The sequence below is a fragment of the Desulfosporosinus burensis genome (assembly GCF_054657535.1).
Map to the genome: position 1 here is coordinate 317352 of NZ_BAAHYN010000001.1, position 14784 is coordinate 332135.

The 14784-nt window shown below is 39.7% G+C and carries 17 protein-coding genes, 1 pseudogene and 1 riboswitch; of the genes and pseudogenes, 5 read left to right on the top strand and 13 right to left on the bottom strand.

Annotated features, from left to right (window positions below; all coding sequences use genetic code 11):
* Window positions 1-124: 124 nt before the first annotated feature.
* Entirely contained in the window at window positions 125-643 is a 519-nt protein-coding gene (locus tag ACYQ3Q_RS01815) for a hypothetical protein (protein ID WP_459926962.1), read from the bottom strand.
* Between the two features lie 75 nt (window positions 644-718).
* Between ACYQ3Q_RS01815 and ACYQ3Q_RS01820 the strand changes: the two genes are divergently transcribed.
* Window positions 719-1669, top strand: a complete 951-nt coding sequence (locus tag ACYQ3Q_RS01820) for a ParB/RepB/Spo0J family partition protein (RefSeq protein WP_459926963.1) — start codon at window positions 719-721, stop codon at window positions 1667-1669.
* Window positions 1670-2514: 845 nt separating this feature from the next.
* On the opposite strand, the gene dapA is transcribed toward ACYQ3Q_RS01820, so the two are convergent.
* Window positions 2515-3390: a 4-hydroxy-tetrahydrodipicolinate synthase gene (dapA, locus tag ACYQ3Q_RS01825; protein ID WP_459926964.1), complete on the bottom strand. Its 876-nt coding sequence runs from the start codon at window positions 3388-3390 to the stop codon at window positions 2515-2517.
* Window positions 3391-3651: 261 nt separating this feature from the next.
* Window positions 3652-3826: riboswitch (Lysine riboswitch) on the bottom strand.
* Between the two features lie 430 nt (window positions 3827-4256).
* Here dapA and sfsA point away from each other — a divergent pair.
* Window positions 4257-4943, top strand: a complete 687-nt coding sequence (gene sfsA / locus ACYQ3Q_RS01830; protein ID WP_459926965.1) for a DNA/RNA nuclease SfsA — start codon at window positions 4257-4259, stop codon at window positions 4941-4943.
* Window positions 4944-5299: 356 nt separating this feature from the next.
* On the opposite strand, the gene ACYQ3Q_RS01835 is transcribed toward sfsA, so the two are convergent.
* The 4 genes and pseudogenes from ACYQ3Q_RS01835 to ACYQ3Q_RS01850 form a co-directional block, all read right to left on the bottom strand.
* A complete protein-coding gene (locus ACYQ3Q_RS01835; protein WP_459926966.1) occupies window positions 5300-5686 on the bottom strand; it encodes a MerR family transcriptional regulator in 387 nt (128 codons plus the stop codon).
* Between the two features lie 323 nt (window positions 5687-6009).
* Window positions 6010-7176 carry an iron-containing alcohol dehydrogenase gene (locus ACYQ3Q_RS01840; RefSeq protein ID WP_459926967.1) on the bottom strand — a complete coding sequence of 389 codons (1167 nt, stop codon included), beginning with the start codon at window positions 7174-7176 and terminating at the stop codon, window positions 6010-6012.
* 485 nt (window positions 7177-7661) lie between these two features.
* The gene (locus ACYQ3Q_RS01845) at window positions 7662-8135 is read right to left on the bottom strand and encodes a (2Fe-2S)-binding protein (RefSeq protein WP_459926968.1); all 474 of its coding nucleotides are present in this window, start codon (window positions 8133-8135) and stop codon (window positions 7662-7664) included.
* A 30-nt stretch (window positions 8136-8165) separates the two neighbouring features.
* Window positions 8166-8810: pseudogene (locus ACYQ3Q_RS01850) on the bottom strand (arsenic resistance protein); the annotation flags it as partial.
* A 197-nt stretch (window positions 8811-9007) separates the two neighbouring features.
* Here ACYQ3Q_RS01850 and ACYQ3Q_RS01855 point away from each other — a divergent pair.
* Genes ACYQ3Q_RS01855 through ACYQ3Q_RS01865 form a run of 3 tightly spaced genes read left to right on the top strand, consistent with a single transcriptional unit; the run spans window position 9008 to window position 10640 of the window.
* Entirely contained in the window at window positions 9008-9214 is a 207-nt protein-coding gene (locus ACYQ3Q_RS01855; RefSeq protein WP_459927184.1) for a DUF2703 domain-containing protein, read from the top strand.
* 44 nt (window positions 9215-9258) lie between these two features.
* Window positions 9259-9609: an ArsR/SmtB family transcription factor gene (locus ACYQ3Q_RS01860; RefSeq protein WP_459926969.1), complete on the top strand. Its 351-nt coding sequence runs from the start codon at window positions 9259-9261 to the stop codon at window positions 9607-9609.
* 26 nt (window positions 9610-9635) lie between these two features.
* Window positions 9636-10640 (top strand): permease, encoded by a 1005-nt coding sequence (locus ACYQ3Q_RS01865; protein ID WP_459926970.1) that lies wholly within the window; start codon window positions 9636-9638, stop codon window positions 10638-10640.
* A 77-nt stretch (window positions 10641-10717) separates the two neighbouring features.
* Here ACYQ3Q_RS01865 and ACYQ3Q_RS01870 read toward each other — a convergent pair whose 3' ends face one another.
* The 7 genes from ACYQ3Q_RS01870 to ACYQ3Q_RS01900 all read right to left on the bottom strand — a co-directional run bounded on the left by ACYQ3Q_RS01870 (window position 10718) and on the right by ACYQ3Q_RS01900 (window position 14766).
* On the bottom strand, window positions 10718-11251 hold the full coding sequence (locus tag ACYQ3Q_RS01870) for a permease (RefSeq protein WP_459926971.1): 534 nt from the start codon (window positions 11249-11251) through the stop codon (window positions 10718-10720).
* Entirely contained in the window at window positions 11248-11727 is a 480-nt protein-coding gene (locus ACYQ3Q_RS01875) for a permease (RefSeq protein ID WP_459926972.1), read from the bottom strand. The genes ACYQ3Q_RS01870 and ACYQ3Q_RS01875 overlap by 4 nt, the downstream gene beginning before the upstream one ends.
* Before the next feature lie 278 nt (window positions 11728-12005).
* A complete protein-coding gene (locus tag ACYQ3Q_RS01880) occupies window positions 12006-13118 on the bottom strand; it encodes a two-component system sensor histidine kinase NtrB (protein WP_459926973.1) in 1113 nt (370 codons plus the stop codon).
* A 151-nt stretch (window positions 13119-13269) separates the two neighbouring features.
* The gene (locus ACYQ3Q_RS01885; protein ID WP_459926974.1) at window positions 13270-13524 is read right to left on the bottom strand and encodes a RidA family protein; all 255 of its coding nucleotides are present in this window, start codon (window positions 13522-13524) and stop codon (window positions 13270-13272) included.
* A gap of 148 nt (window positions 13525-13672) precedes the next feature.
* Complete coding sequence (locus ACYQ3Q_RS01890) at window positions 13673-13930, bottom strand: M24 family metallopeptidase (protein ID WP_459926975.1); 258 nt, start codon at window positions 13928-13930, stop codon at window positions 13673-13675.
* Window positions 13927-14034: an aminopeptidase P family N-terminal domain-containing protein gene (locus tag ACYQ3Q_RS01895; protein WP_459927185.1), complete on the bottom strand. Its 108-nt coding sequence runs from the start codon at window positions 14032-14034 to the stop codon at window positions 13927-13929. The genes ACYQ3Q_RS01890 and ACYQ3Q_RS01895 overlap by 4 nt, the downstream gene beginning before the upstream one ends.
* A gap of 549 nt (window positions 14035-14583) precedes the next feature.
* Entirely contained in the window at window positions 14584-14766 is a 183-nt protein-coding gene (locus tag ACYQ3Q_RS01900) for a hypothetical protein (RefSeq protein WP_459926976.1), read from the bottom strand.
* Window positions 14767-14784: the final 18 nt, after the last annotated feature.

Consider the following 14784-nt stretch of genomic DNA (forward strand, 5'->3'; position numbering starts at 1 on the left):
AATCCATTATCACCCAATAAAACCATCAGCAAGATGAATATAACACTTAAAATATCGACCGTCAATTTAAATAATCGTCTTCCCCAAGAAGTAAGTGTATTCAGCGATGAGGAACTGAAAGAGTTCATGGCACGGTCAGCGTAGCCCCAAGGAGTTCATTCAATTGTCCAGCCAATACGCACAGTTGCTTATCCCAATGTTTTCGAGGAACAACTCGAGAAGTGGTAGCGCCCCAGTCCTTGATGATCTGGGCCCCATACTGAATAAGGTAGGGCATGATCGGGTAAAGCTTTGGCAAAAAACGACAAAGGGTGGAGTGGCTGAAGGTGGATAGCCCAAAGAAATGAACGACCTTTTGGGCAGTTGATCGCATACTTTCCCCACTAGAGAGATACCATGCTACAGCATTGAGATACACAAACACAGGATAGGGACGATTGGGGAGTTTGAAGGACGGCCAGATCATCTGGTAGCTACCATTGTCTATACGTAGAATGGGACACTCGATGGTAATCTGACGATGATGGATTATTAGAAGATACTGCTTCTTCTTTTTGATGACCGTTCCCTGCTCCGCCAGAATTCGGCAGTTGGTTAGCGTATCAATACTGGACAGATACAAATCGCTTTCTTGTATAGGCAAAATCGCCTTAATATTTTTGTAAAATAGAGCGTTGCACCAAGTTACTTGCTAATTTAAAGCTAAGGAGGTGCAACAATGGATATAGAGCGTAGTAAACTTGAAGAAATCCCCGTAAAAGCCATCCAAGGAAACAATGTCCTCGCAATTTCGGTGGGCAATCGAGAACTGGAACGCTGTGAGAAGGCAATACGCGAGTATGGACTCATCCACCCGTTGGTGGTACGCCGTTGTGATGATGGGCATTACCACGTCATAGCGGGTGAATGCGAACGAATGGTCCTGACGAGGATGAGACAGAACACAGTCCGGGCGGTGGTAATGGAACGCTTAGAGGCACCAGAAGCAACCAGCCTAGCTTTGCTATTGTCGTCTCTTAAGCAAAGCCCGAATGCTCTGAGTGAAGGACTCTTACTCAAAGAACTCTGCTTGAAGCATCGGCAGACCCAGACCGAGGTAGCCTTTATGCTTGGGCGTTCGGTCAGTTGGGTTAACAAACGCCTAGCTTTGACCGATCGACTCGTCACCAGTGTCGTGGAGTTAGTTCAGGCGGGACAGATGTGCTCCCATACTGCACAGGAAATCGCTCGAATGCCTGGCGATGTGCAGCAAACCTTTGCGTGCAAAGTGATCACAGAGCATTTGCCAAAATCCGCCGTTGAACGACTCGTTACAACCTACAACAACCCTCAGACTCCCCATGAAGTAAAAAGAGCCGTCTTGGAAAACCCTCAGGACACTCTCGGATGGCTGGCGACCACCGAGAAATCTAGGCGTTCTAAAGCTCAAGACTTAAGCCCCAAGTTAGTGGCGTTACAAAAACTACGCCATCTTTTAACCATGCTCTTTAGACTGACGGGCGAGGCAGAAGGTCTGTTAGCGACACTTACATTAGAAGACAGGCAGATAATCTTACCGATGCTTAGGCAGTGTACACAGTCTCTTTTGAGATTTGCAGGATTCGCTAAAGCTAGTTGGGACCCTGTTTCCCCGGGGAAAACAGAGGAGGTCGGAGAGCATGGCCATTGAACTCGACCAATACAAACGAATCCGGCGGCTGTATAACGAAGGCCATAGCCAACTCTAGCTCTTGATTATCACTTGCCACTTATATTTCCTCCAATTTAACTCCGTTTAAGACTCTTATCATTCTACCACAACTAATTGACATTTTTATGGAATAAGCTTTGCCCCATATACTTCCTTTATAGCATAACCCCATAAGACCTATTAGTATAGATAATTCAATACTCTTTTGACAAATCCTTTTAATATCACCCATATTAAAAAGCACCTGCCTTAATAATCCAGCAGATGCCCTTTAATATAAATGGATTATTCAACTTTACTTATTCATTCCAACCTCAACCGAAACCTTCTTGCCCTTTTCCCCTACCGAATAATCCTTGTGATATAGCAGTACACAGGTCTCCACGTGCTGCGTTCGAGGAAACTTATAACTCCAAAAACTCACATTGAAGTAACACCATCGTGCCCTGTCACGTTGAAAGAGCTATAAATTACTATGTAGGGTGAATTGATAGAATAATAAAGACCGGCTTATAGGCCACCTTGTCGCGAGAAACACCCCACGCCAAGCATACGTCTGTACACGATATTCGGCCCTAAGGCTGCTAAACGTGCCATAACGTCCCTCTACTTCAGTAAAATCTTCCCCTGCCACCCCATTTGCAAATAAGTATCTACAATCTCTACGTAAAAGGTTTTCAGTTGCAGCTAAAACCCCTATTTACCAACTTCGCATTACAGATAAACACTCACCTTTTACTCAAAAAGGTGAGTGTTTATTTATGGGTTGGGATAGACTTAACAAGGAAGTATATTGACTGGCATTAGTTGATGGATAAAGGGTATTAACCTTTAATTTGGCAGTATAAATCATCTAAAAAAGCTTTTTCTTTTTCGATAGCATCGACCAAAGGGAGTCTTACTCCGCCAGCCTTAATCCCGTGATACTTTAACAGGTATTTGATCGGTACAGGGTTTGTGGTAACGAAAATTCCCTTGAACATGGGAAGAAGCTTCAAATGCCATTTTAAAGCCGTTTGAGTATCCCCCGCAAACCACGCGTCGAGCATGCTTTTCATTTCGTCACCAATGACGTGTCCTGCCACGCTGATGATACCAGTGCAGCCCAAAGCCAGCATCGGCAAAGTTTGAGAGTCATCGCCGCTATAGATGGCAAAGTTCTCAGGCAGAATGCGTTTTAGTTCGCTGACCTGATCCATCATTCCGCACGCTTCCTTAAGCGCTGTTATGTTGGGGATTTCGCTGAGTCTGAGCACGGTTTCCGGGAGCATATTGACGGAAGATCTGCTCGGAATATTGTAAAGCATTAGGGGTAGCGGGGTCGCATCGGCTATTTTACGGAAATGCTGATATAAACCCTCTTGTGACGGTTTGTTATAATAGGGTACGACCGCCATCAGCCCGTCTACTCCGACTGCTGCAGCTTTTTTGGCTAACGCTACACTTGCCTCAGTCGTATTTGAGCCTATTCCTGCAATAACCATAGCCCGTGATCCAACGGTCTCTTTAACCACCTTGAATAATTCAATTTTTTCTTCAGTTGAAATTGTCGGAGACTCCCCAGTTGTCCCTGCGACGACAATACCATCATTCCCATGTTTAACCAAGTGTAAAGCTAAATGCTTTGCTTCTTCATAATCAACTTCTAAACACTCATTCATGGGTGTGACCATAGCAGTTAGAATTCTTCCAAATGACATATTCCCACTCCTTACCTTTTATTACTCTTAATATGTTTTTGCTTTATTCGAGCGTCTAACTTATCAGCTTAGGTTTTATCAGTATTCAGCCAGATTAGTTATATTTACGGACAACCCCCACCAACTACGATACGTTTGCCATGATAACCTCCATACTATAATTTTTGTTACAAAACATAAAAAACAAGGCGTAGATTAAACTAACGCCTTGTTTTAAACAAAATTAAATAATTAAAATAATTAATAATTAAATAATGCACACAAAACGATAGCTCTTCACCGAAAAACGGTGACAGTTCAAGGACTCTTAATCCGGGAACCAGGCATGGATTTAAGAGAAATCCACCCTTCGGAGCCATCCCCTTTCGCTAAGGATCAAAGGTTTCTCTCCAACCTCATCTTAGCTACTCTTGTTTGACCCACCTCTATCTTCTGTTATTCAACTAGTTTGATTATAGCGAAAATCAGCATGATGTGCAAATGTTTATTTGAATACTTTGGATTATATTTCCAATAGATCATTATCCTATTCAGTAGGATCAGCGATACACTAACTCCAAAAATAAAGACCAGCTTCTTGTAATTGTGGAATCTGATACAATATTATAAAGGTAATCCACCCTTTCTTAAAGGGATATTACTCAAATTACTCCTGATGAATCAGTCGTAAGTCAAGAAGAATACTAATACATTTATGAACGCTTGGATCACAAAGGTATGGGTTGGAATGAAGTAGCAACAAAAGTCCCTTCTTTGATACATAATCTTTCATCAACAACGGAAGTTAATAGCGGTATTCTCATTCTAGAAAAAATACAAGAATATCAGGGAAGGCCATGATTTAATAGATAAAGGGGGTGCAAGCATTGAAGTATACATCCGCTAAAGTTGCTAAATTTATAAGACGGCCTAATAGATTTATTGCTCATGTGATAGTTGACAATAAGGAAGAAATTGTTCATGTTAAAAATACGGGACGGTGCAGAGAGATACTACAGGAAGGAACTACGGTGATTTTGGAAGAAGCAAAAAGCTCGATGCGGAAGACAAAGTACTCAATTATAGCCGCATATAAAGGAGATGTCCTGATCAATATCGATTCACAAATCCCCAATATGGTTGTATATCATGGTATAAAGGATGGAAAAATCAAGGAAATTCGTTATGTTACAAAGCTGTCCAAAGAGATTGTTTACGGTAATTCAAGATTTGATTTGTACTTTGAAACTAAAGATCAGAGAGGGTTTATAGAAGTAAAAGGTGTAACTCTTGAAACCGATGGTATTGCCATGTTCCCAGATGCTCCTACTCAGAGGGGCTGCAAGCATATTTATGAAATGATCAAAGCTGTTGAAGAAGGGTATGCAGGTTTCATTTTCTTTCTCATTCAGATGAAGGGCATAAAATATTTTACACCCTATGAGTTAAGGGATCCGGGCTTTGCAAAGGCGCTGAAGCTTGCAATTGAAAAAGGAGTGACGGTCCTGGCCTATGATTCTATAGTCTATGAAGACGCGATAACCATAGGAACTCCGGTAGAAGTTCGTTATTAATAAAAAACAAATTGCCATTATCAGTTAAAGGAAGTGAAACATTAATAAAATGACAGTCTCTGCTCATATTTCCACTCCTTCAAATCGATTGTTAGCCTTTGCTCACTACTATAGATTTATTAGTTTACAATATGGGTCCCGCCCAGGATTCCATTTGAACATTATTCTCTTTCATAAGTTTGGCACTTTCTATTTGCTGACAGAATGGATTCGTTCTCGAAGGCCTTCTTTGTACTTACTAAATCCTCCTTTGATTTTGCAAGCTGCATCGCTTGATTGCTCATTACCCACTTTACTCAGAATTTCCGCCTCTCCTTGAACTTGCAGATAATATCAATACATTTTTGCCCATAAAACTAATCCTCCGACCTTCTTAGCTCTTTTTCTTTTTCAACCACCGACTGTTCATAACTTTCGATTTTATAATTCAGGCGTTCTAGCGTTTTCTTCATATCTTCCATTTTTGCCATTAACTGCTTACGCTGCTCGGCCAAAAGTTCTTTTCTGGCCTTACTGGTCGCATCACCCTGTTGGAACAGCGTAACGTACTCAATCAACATTTCAATCGGAAGACCTGCATTTCTCATACATTTAATAAATTCGACCCACCTGCAGTCTTCTTCCGTATAATCCCTGATTCCGCTTTTATTGCGGTTCACACGGGGAATCAGTCCGATGCGTTCATAATAGCGGAGTGTATCCTGTGAAAGATCAAATTCTTTACTTACTTCTGCAATTGTCATACGATTTACCTCCTGATATTTGATACCATTACACTTGGAGTCAGCTCTAAGTCAAGAGTTTTAAATAGTAGCACTAATCCATGCTGCCATTTAAAAAGTCAGAGTGTTATATGCGTTCATCTTATAAGAGTACGAAGGCAAGCTGTTTGTCCAGCATCTTTTTCTCGTCCATGAAAAAACTGCTGTCTTTCCAGATGGCAAAACAGCAGTACAGGCTATTCATAGCCACCAATATATAGAAAATATGCACGATAACGTACGCGAAGTTATCTTATAGCTTGCGTACGTTACTGGCAGACAAGGTCATACGTTATGGAAGATGATCACACTGCTCCTTCAAGAATCTTTTGGCTTATATCCAATGTAAGATCCTGAGTTTCCGAGAGTGCTGTCATCCCATGAGCCTTCAGCTGATCAACAATAAATGGTATTTTATCAGCTCCAACGCCATATTGGGACAGATGAGTTTTTACACCAAGGCTTTCAAAGAATTCTCTAGTTTTCAGAATTGCCAAGTCTACTTTCTCATCTTCGCTGCCACTCTCTATATGCCATACACGTTCTGCATATTGCAGAAGTTTAGCGCGTTTTTGTTCGCGTCTTACCTCTAGTAATGATGGCAATACAATCGCTAAACTCTGTCCATGATCAATGCCAAATAGTGCGGTAAGTTCATGTCCGATCATATGAGTCGCCCAATCCTGTGGAACCCCTGCACCAACTACCCCATTCAATGCAAGAGTTGCACACCAGACATGATTAGCACGTGCATCAAAATTTCCGGGTTCAGCAACTGTAGTTTCACTTATTTCTATCAATGTTTGTAAAATACCCTCGGCTATACGATCCTGCAACTTACCATCCACAGGATATGTGAGATATTGCTCAGTTGTATGCACAAATGCATCAATTACTCCATTGGCAACCTGAGTCTTGGGAAGCGTAAAAGTAAGGGTCGGATCTAATATTGAAAACTTAGGAAAAGCTAACTCACTCATAACGGCATATTTTCCGTGCTCATAGCTGATTACAGCTCCGCTATTCATTTCAGACCCGGTTGCAGGTAAAGTGAGCACGGTACCGAATGGAACCACTTTTCCTACTACATCCAAAGGAATAGACATCATGCCGTACTTCAACAAATCATGCGAATCTCCCTCGTAATAAGAAGCAAGTGTTATGAATTTAGTTCCGTCGATAACAGACCCCCCACCAACTGCAAGCAAAAAATCAATATTCTCATTCCGTACAACTTCTACGGCTTTTACTAATGTTTCGTAACGAGGATTCGGTTCTATACCGCCGAATTCATAAACTTTCCTGTTACCAAGTATGGTTTTAACCTTATCGATAAGGCCACTTCTTTTAGCACTTCCACCTCCATAGGTTATTAAGACAGTCGCATCGGCTGGAACATACTTATCAATGCTCTCGAGTCTGTCCTTACCAAATACAATATGTGTTGGATTGTAAAAATCAAAGTTTAGCATAATGAACCTCCTTGAAATTATTTCATTGCCATTATAATACTTGGAGTTAACTCCAAGTCAAGTAAATTTAATTGTAAAGAGGACTTAATCATAATTTCCTATTTGGATGACAAAACACTAATCATCAGTCCTTTTTAGTTAATTTTATCCAACCAATTAGTGACATCTTTTTTAGCTGTATTCACACGAGTGCCATGGATAGCGTCCTAACCCGCTTCCTTCATGAGTACAAAACGGAATAATTGCAGGCATGAGGACAGGTTTTGGTGCTTCTATAGTTGTTGTTTTAGTTATTTTCATCAAAAACTTTAATCATCGGAATGCTCGGTATAACTCAAATTCTCTGGGGTGTCCGAACTGTTATTATCGAAGGTTTTAAAGTTTGTTCGCCTCTGGCGCACATCAGGGCGTAAAAACAGTTGTTCGGGTAGTACCTCTAGGTATGGATCAATTAACTACACTAGCCTGACCAATAAAAAAAATCCTTATGAGAAGTCTTTTTTATTTCTAATACTTAAACCTTTGGCAATCACCGATCGCACCACGGAAGCACATCAGCCACCTGCCGGGTTCTTTGTTATGCATTCACATCCTGTAATTGCACCTGTGTGTCTTTTTATATCATCTAAACTGGAACAACATTGTGCCTCAGCAACATGGTAAAGAATTTCTTCTTCCATAACGTTTGCACAATAACAAACAGGAATGGGGGAAGAAACATTTTTCTTAAACCAAATCTTGCTTTTTAATTGTCCTTGGCGAATTACTTTTCCGTCTTTTGAATAATAACCAGTCTCACATTCTGGCGTTAGGCATATAAAAAACTGGTCTCCATATAAACTTATATCTTTTTTACTTTCTAATTGATAATCCACAGTAATGTCTTTGACCCTTTGACCTATATTTCCGCATATTGGACATGAATTATTTACTTTTGGATTTACGTTAAGTTCTAGCAACTTATCTCCGCCCTCTGTAAGCTTTAACGTTTAATTCAGGCTATCCTTGGGAAACCAGTGGGTTGTATTATTTGCAAATTTAACCAACATCAACATAACGGGCACTTCTACGAGCACTCCTACTATAGTCGCTAAAGCAACCGGCGATGTCGCTCCGAAGAGAGCTATTGCAACAGCAACAGATAACTCGAAAAAATTTGAGGCTCCAATCATTCCGGCAGGAGCCGCAATGCAATGGGCCAACTTTAAACCTCTTGCTGTAAAGTAAGATATAAAGAAGATCAGGACCGTCTGAATTGTAAGTGGGATCGCGATCAAAAAGATGTGTAAGGGATTTTCTAGGATAACATTGCCTTGGAATGAGAAAATAATGACCAGCGTCAGCAACAACCCAGCGACTGTAATGTTGTTGAATTTCGGGAGAAACGAGTTAAGAAAGTAGTCTTCTCCTTTATTTTTAATCACGGAGATACGAGTCAATATTCCTGCCGTAAGAGGTATCACGACAAAGAGTACAACGGATAAAATAAGAGTCTCCCAGGGTATGCGTACTCCGCTAATGCCTAATAAAAAGGCCACGATTGGTGTGAACGCAACAAGGATGATTAGGTCATTCGTTGCAACTTGTACGACGGTATAAGATGGATTGCCTTTTGTTAATGCAGTGATTGTGAATTTTGTTGAAAAAGACGTAAAATATTGCGTCTTTTTTTCGCGTGCTGCGTCTTTATTTATGTAAAGTCGAATGACAATAACGATTGAGGAGTTGTTTCAAATGGTTGCTAATTTAAAATGTTGCTGCTGGCTGTTCCTGCGGCCCGGGTTGCTGAGATGTTTCAAAGGAAATCAAAATTTTTAAAAAAGCACTAGTCATTGATTTTTTGTTTCTTGATGTTAGCGTTTGCACACGCTGCCAGGGAGCGGATACAAGTCTTGACGAAGCTCTATCGGAAGTTTCGAAGGTTCTTGAAGCAACTTCTACTCATGGATCAACCATGTCAATGGCGTTTGAAAACATTAACTTCTTGACAAACAAACTTAGAAAGGAATATTATATACATATACTCATATGTGCATAGGTCAATAATACAAGTTGCAAATACTTATTTTAAGGAGCAGTAAAATGAATCAATTGACGAATATCTATAAACTTTTATCCGATGAAACCAGACTACGGATCATCGTACTTCTCTATCAGCAAGATCTTTGCGTTTGTGAACTTGGTGGTATCTTAGAGGTTCCACAGCCTAAGATATCCAAGAATCTGTCTAAATTAAGGGATATGAATTTAGTCCTCGATGAACGGAAAGAAAAATTTGTCTTCTATTCTTTAAAAACTGAAAATCTGGTCTTACTTAATACATTGAAATACATTATTGAAGAGCTTGAGTCGTACCCTCAGCTTGTCATCGATCAGAGCAGACTTGCTGATAAAGAAAAGTATTTGAATCAATGTTGTGTGAACTGCGATTAATAACCTAAATTTAGGAGCTGATCTAAATGTTTATCTTTGAATGGTTGAATAATCAAGTTCTAAGAATGGATTGGATTTCCAACTTAGTTAAACTATTAGTTGAAAATATATTCGGTCTGAATGTATCTGATCGCCTGGGTGGAAGTCTTCATTTTTTTATCTACGATGTTATTAAGATATTTATCTTGTTATCCGTCCTGATCTTTATCATCTCATATATCCAAAGCTTTTTCCCACCGGAAAGAACCCGCAAAATACTCGGCAACTTTAAGGGCATTACTGCAAATATATTAGGATCCTTACTTGGGACAGTTACGCCGTTTTGTTCCTGCTCTTCAATACCCTTATTCATAGGCTTTACAAGTGCCGGGCTACCGCTGGGCGTTACGTTTTCGTTCCTCATTTCATCCCCTCTGGTTGATCTGGCATCCGTCATATTGCTTGCCAGTATTTTTAATTGGAAAATCGCGATTGCGTATGTCGTGGTAGGTCTTATTCTCGCTGTCATTGGTGGAACAATCATCAGTAAATTAAAGCTTGAAAACTATGTGGAGCCTTTTGTTTACAGCAATAAGATGATGGAGTTAGAACAAGAAGAACTGACGGTCAAGGACAGACTTGAAATCTCAAAAGATCAAGTTCTTAATATCATCAAAAAAGTATGGCTGTATATCCTGATCGGTGTCGGTATCGGCGCAGCCATTCATAACTGGATCCCAGAATCCATAATTTCTACGGTACTTGGGCAGGACAAATGGTACTCTGTCCTAGTAGCAACGATGGTTGGCATACCCATGTATGCTGATATTTTCGGAACTTTACCCATTGCTGAAGCCTTAGTCTTAAAAGGGGTTGGAATAGGAACCGCTCTTTCCTTGATGATGGCTGTAACTGCACTGTCACTTCCGTCCATGATTATGCTTAAGAAGGTTGTAAAAACAAAGCTCCTTGTCATATTTGCTGGAATCGTAACCGTGGGAATCCTTATTATTGGATATACCTTTAATGCATTGGGCTATTTACTCTTATAATCGATTGAATTTGCTTTAACCAATGACACATTAAAACAATGAAAAAATGGAGGGGATTGACTATGTCCAAAGAGTAATTAGATACTACCAGCACTATTATATATATACTGCTTCTCTCTTTCATTTAATAGCTTTCCAGTGATATACGCAATTAGAATAATCACAGGAATATTAATCAGAAACCGAGTCATCATGAACTTCCACCCCATCGCAGAAGCCTCAAATAAAAGCATCGGTATTTTAGTCGTTGACCAGGCACCGAGAAAGATTAAGACATTAGAAAGCTTGCTCCCCTTCTGAAGGAGAACACCCGCTATAGGAAACGCTGCATATAACGGCCCAGCAGCTGCCGAACCTAAGAAAAATCCGATTAGAACCCCAAGGATTCCCGATTTCTCGCCCATCAATTTGATCATTGTTTCTCGTTTTACCCATACATCCAACAGCCCCAATAGAATAAATATGGGTGGAAGAATCGATATCATCTCTCTAGCATTACTCCATGTGATGTCGATTGACTTTTGACCCACTGATGGATACAAAGCATAGACGATGATATTAATGATGATCAGCCCCAAGAAATAGTTGTATCGTTTAAGTAACATTTTCATTCCAACACCACCCCGATTGCAATTGCGACGATAAACGAAAATACGAACGCTAAGCTATTCCTGAGTATTGTGGCCTTTCTGCCAAAATACTTTATCTCCAGAGGGATTGTCACGATTCCAACCATCATTAACGTTGAGATAAATACGGCGATTTGCATAAACCCTGCACCGCTGTTCAACAAGGCCGAAGCTAAAGGAAAGGCCACAAATCCGGGTATTAAGGTAACTGAACCGACAATAGAGGCCATAAGCATTCCCCACCACCCAGATTTATCCCCAATTAATCCAGAGATCACTTCAGGGCTCAAACCTGCGAGTATGATACCTATAATCACCAAGATCGACAAGAATTGTGGAAGAATATTTTCAAAAGACTTCCACGACTTCTTCAGGGCCATGAACGTCTTTTTCTTATCCTTTATAAACGAAAGAATAAGAAAGCCGAAAGCCACAATGTACATTAGAACAGTAAACATTTTCCAGACCTCACTTTTGGAATTTGAATAATAATATAAATATAATCTTGCAATATATATAATATTTTCGTTGATTTTCAGCAACTCGAAAAGATTGCTTGGTTTTTCAGCTGCTTTTAAAAAGAATGCTCCTACTGATTTGGAAAATCCAAAAAACCCCAGAAACCCAAAACGTACAGGGTTGACCATACTCAACCCATCCAAAGCATTCCTTAACTTCGCCAGTTCCTTTTAAGTAAGCCCTTACACCCTTCCCCAATCTTGGAACGATCCAGCGATTAGATATGAATGTCGTACTTTAGAGCATTATCATTCCGACTAACAAGGCTAATTTCCTTAAGGCTATCTAGGATAGGGAAAAGTATGCAGATCTTAGTCCCGCTATTACTAGAATTGATGAGAATCTTAGCATTATGAGTTTCTGCAATTTTGTAGCATGTTGCCAAACCCAACCCAGTCCCATAGTCTTTGGTTGTAAAGAAAGGCGTTCCTATCTTGTTAAGATTTTCTTGTGGAATACCACTTCCCTCATCTTCAATTGAAAGAACTACCCTCTTACCCTCAACACAAGTTTTAATAGTAAGGTATCCTCTTTCTTCCATTGCCTCAAACCCATTTCGGGTTAAATTAAGAACCAGTTGGGAAATTTCTTTTTCATTTAATTCTTGGTTGGGAATCACCCCTGGAATGAAAGAAATTTGTTTATTTTGGTTAAAGGCATCCGCCTCTATTAGTGGATATAAATTACTAATGATGTCGTTAAGGTTTTGGGATTTTAACTTTATTTTTTTTATTTGAGCCAGCGAGAGAAATTCTGTGATAATCTCATTAGCACGATCCAGCTCTGAAATCATTAGGTCGAAGGTTGGTTTTTCAGCTACATAAGCAGCTTTTACGCCCAACAACTGGAGATAACCACGCACCGTAGTCATAGGATTCCTTATTTCATGTCCTATACTAGCCGCTATTTGTCCTATTAAGTTCATTCTTTCTAGCTTTGAAACTTCCTTTTCGAAATTCCTTAGTTCAGTGACATCATTGGCTACACTTAAAATACATCTTTGGCCATTGAAATCGATTATTTCAGCTGAAAATAATCCTATACGGCTAATCCCATTCTTAGTTGTGAAATTAGCTTCTACGTTTTTTAAAGTTCCTTTATCTTTAAGTAATTCGGTAAATCTAATACGAGTTGCGGTATCGAGTATGTTAAGGTTAACTGAAGTCTGACCGATTGCTTCAACTGCAGAAATACCTATTGTTTCCTCAAAACATTTATTTACTTTTATATAACACCCATCTGAAATAGTGCTGATAGCCATTAAGCAAGGACTTGCATGGAATGCTTTATCCAATAGCTCATTTTCTTTTTCAACTGAATTGTTTATCATTCGACCACTCCGATTCCACTTGCAAACTTCTTGACAAAGAATATGCACCTTTCAATACCGATCTCAAGTATGCCTACTTAGCATCGATATTTTTCGCCTTTCATTCCTTTAACGATTGGTGGCTATACCACACCGAAATATACATCTCTTCTCAATAATTAAGATTTAGAATGCTTCTGACATTAATAATTGCGCAGGACTTTCCGTGTTGCTGTTGATGGGAACGGTGTGAAATATAGTATGTTTTCATTTTCACAATGTTCTGGGCACCTGCCCCTATTTCATTCAGAATGGCCTTAATGTTCTCGACGGCCTGCCTTGCCTGGGCAATAGGATCATCCTTGCCGACAAGTTTTCCGTCACGATCCAGACCTACCTGACCGGAAATATAGACCGTGTTACCCACCTGGATAGCTTAAGAATAGCCTCTCGTAACATGACTACTTGCGGGATTAATGGAACGTTTATTCGTCAATTTATTTCACCCTTTCTTGAATTATTATGTCTTACATTAAACATTAATTCCATGCATTGCCAGCAGACTTGACATTTCATTAAATGCCCATGACCTTCCTTATAATACGTCCCTTTAACCTCTTCAACGGTTTTAGGGACCTAATTATGAGACTCTCCAAGTCGGTTGGATTTTTTGTTAGTAGCTCATACCCATTATCTGTTACTAATACGGTATCTGAATGGCGAATACCTCCTACTCCTTCAATGTATATACCGGGCTCAATGCTTATGAACATATTCTTCTCAAGTGTGTTTATACTACCCTCGGCTATCCATGGCCCTTCATGAGCACTCATAATGGTTTGAATGTTGCACCTGTCAGATAATATATGCTCTCTTCTGAAGACACAATAAAACTATCTAAACTATTATCAGCCATCAGTTTTTGCACCTTTTTCATTCTTTGTAAATACTCGTCCCTGCCGATTTGCACCTATAATCCCATCCTTTCTTTGCTTTAAGTTAAGTCTTTAAGCATAACGTACCTAGAGTTTGCAACGGGTTCCAACCGCTTTACTTTTGCAAATTGTCGCAATAATATACAATAATTAACATTAGTATTCTGTTAATAATTCCATATTCCTCTATACCACGAAAGGAAAGTTTATAAATAACAAAGACGCTATAGCTAGCGTCAGATGTATCTAATTACTTTGTTAAGTCTGCTAAATCGGTCGCCAACCTGATCCATAACTTTTCGAATTTAGATCCTAAGCGTTCGCATATACTTGTACCATAATTGACCACATCTACAAATATTCTGCATTAGTTGCTAAATTCCTCCATAGAACAAAGTATGTATTAAGAAAACAAGAAAACTTGGCTAGCGCCAAGTCTCACTGAAGGCGGTCAAATTATACTTCTACAAGTATAAAAAGAAAGACGCTGATTTTTCAGCGTCAGAACGGGGGACAAATTTGACTTAATAAATCATCCACGTTTGGTCGGGTTACTCTTCAATATTCACTAATATATCATCGATCTCAATTTCAGCGAAGTCACCCTCTGGTGTTTTAATACACTGACAACAATTATCACATTGTTTGGTCGGATCTAGATCACAAAGATCACATTCTCCACATTCTGTGCAAACACGATCTTCTAATACGCAAGGCTCACCAAGGTTATTCAAATTCCTCAAACCTCCAAA

Bases quoted from the DNA above. Each gene is read 5' to 3' on its own strand.
- ACYQ3Q_RS01895 (WP_459927185.1), bottom strand. From the start codon at position 14,034: ATGAAAAAGGTGCAAAAACTGATGGCTGATAATAGTTTAGATAGTTTT.
- ACYQ3Q_RS01820 (WP_459926963.1), top strand. From the start codon at position 719: ATGGATATAGAGCGTAGTAAACTTGAAGAAATCCCCGTAAAAGCCATC.
- ACYQ3Q_RS01890 (WP_459926975.1), bottom strand. From the start codon at position 13,930: ATGAGTGCTCATGAAGGGCCATGGATAGCCGAGGGTAGTATAAACACA.
- dapA (WP_459926964.1), bottom strand. From the start codon at position 3,390: ATGTCATTTGGAAGAATTCTAACTGCTATGGTCACACCCATGAATGAG.
- ACYQ3Q_RS01865 (WP_459926970.1), top strand. From the start codon at position 9,636: ATGTTTATCTTTGAATGGTTGAATAATCAAGTTCTAAGAATGGATTGG.
- ACYQ3Q_RS01840 (WP_459926967.1), bottom strand. From the start codon at position 7,176: ATGCTAAACTTTGATTTTTACAATCCAACACATATTGTATTTGGTAAG.
- ACYQ3Q_RS01860 (WP_459926969.1), top strand. From the start codon at position 9,259: ATGAATCAATTGACGAATATCTATAAACTTTTATCCGATGAAACCAGA.
- ACYQ3Q_RS01835 (WP_459926966.1), bottom strand. From the start codon at position 5,686: ATGACAATTGCAGAAGTAAGTAAAGAATTTGATCTTTCACAGGATACA.
- ACYQ3Q_RS01880 (WP_459926973.1), bottom strand. From the start codon at position 13,118: ATGATAAACAATTCAGTTGAAAAAGAAAATGAGCTATTGGATAAAGCA.
- ACYQ3Q_RS01875 (WP_459926972.1), bottom strand. From the start codon at position 11,727: ATGTTTACTGTTCTAATGTACATTGTGGCTTTCGGCTTTCTTATTCTT.
- ACYQ3Q_RS01870 (WP_459926971.1), bottom strand. From the start codon at position 11,251: ATGAAAATGTTACTTAAACGATACAACTATTTCTTGGGGCTGATCATC.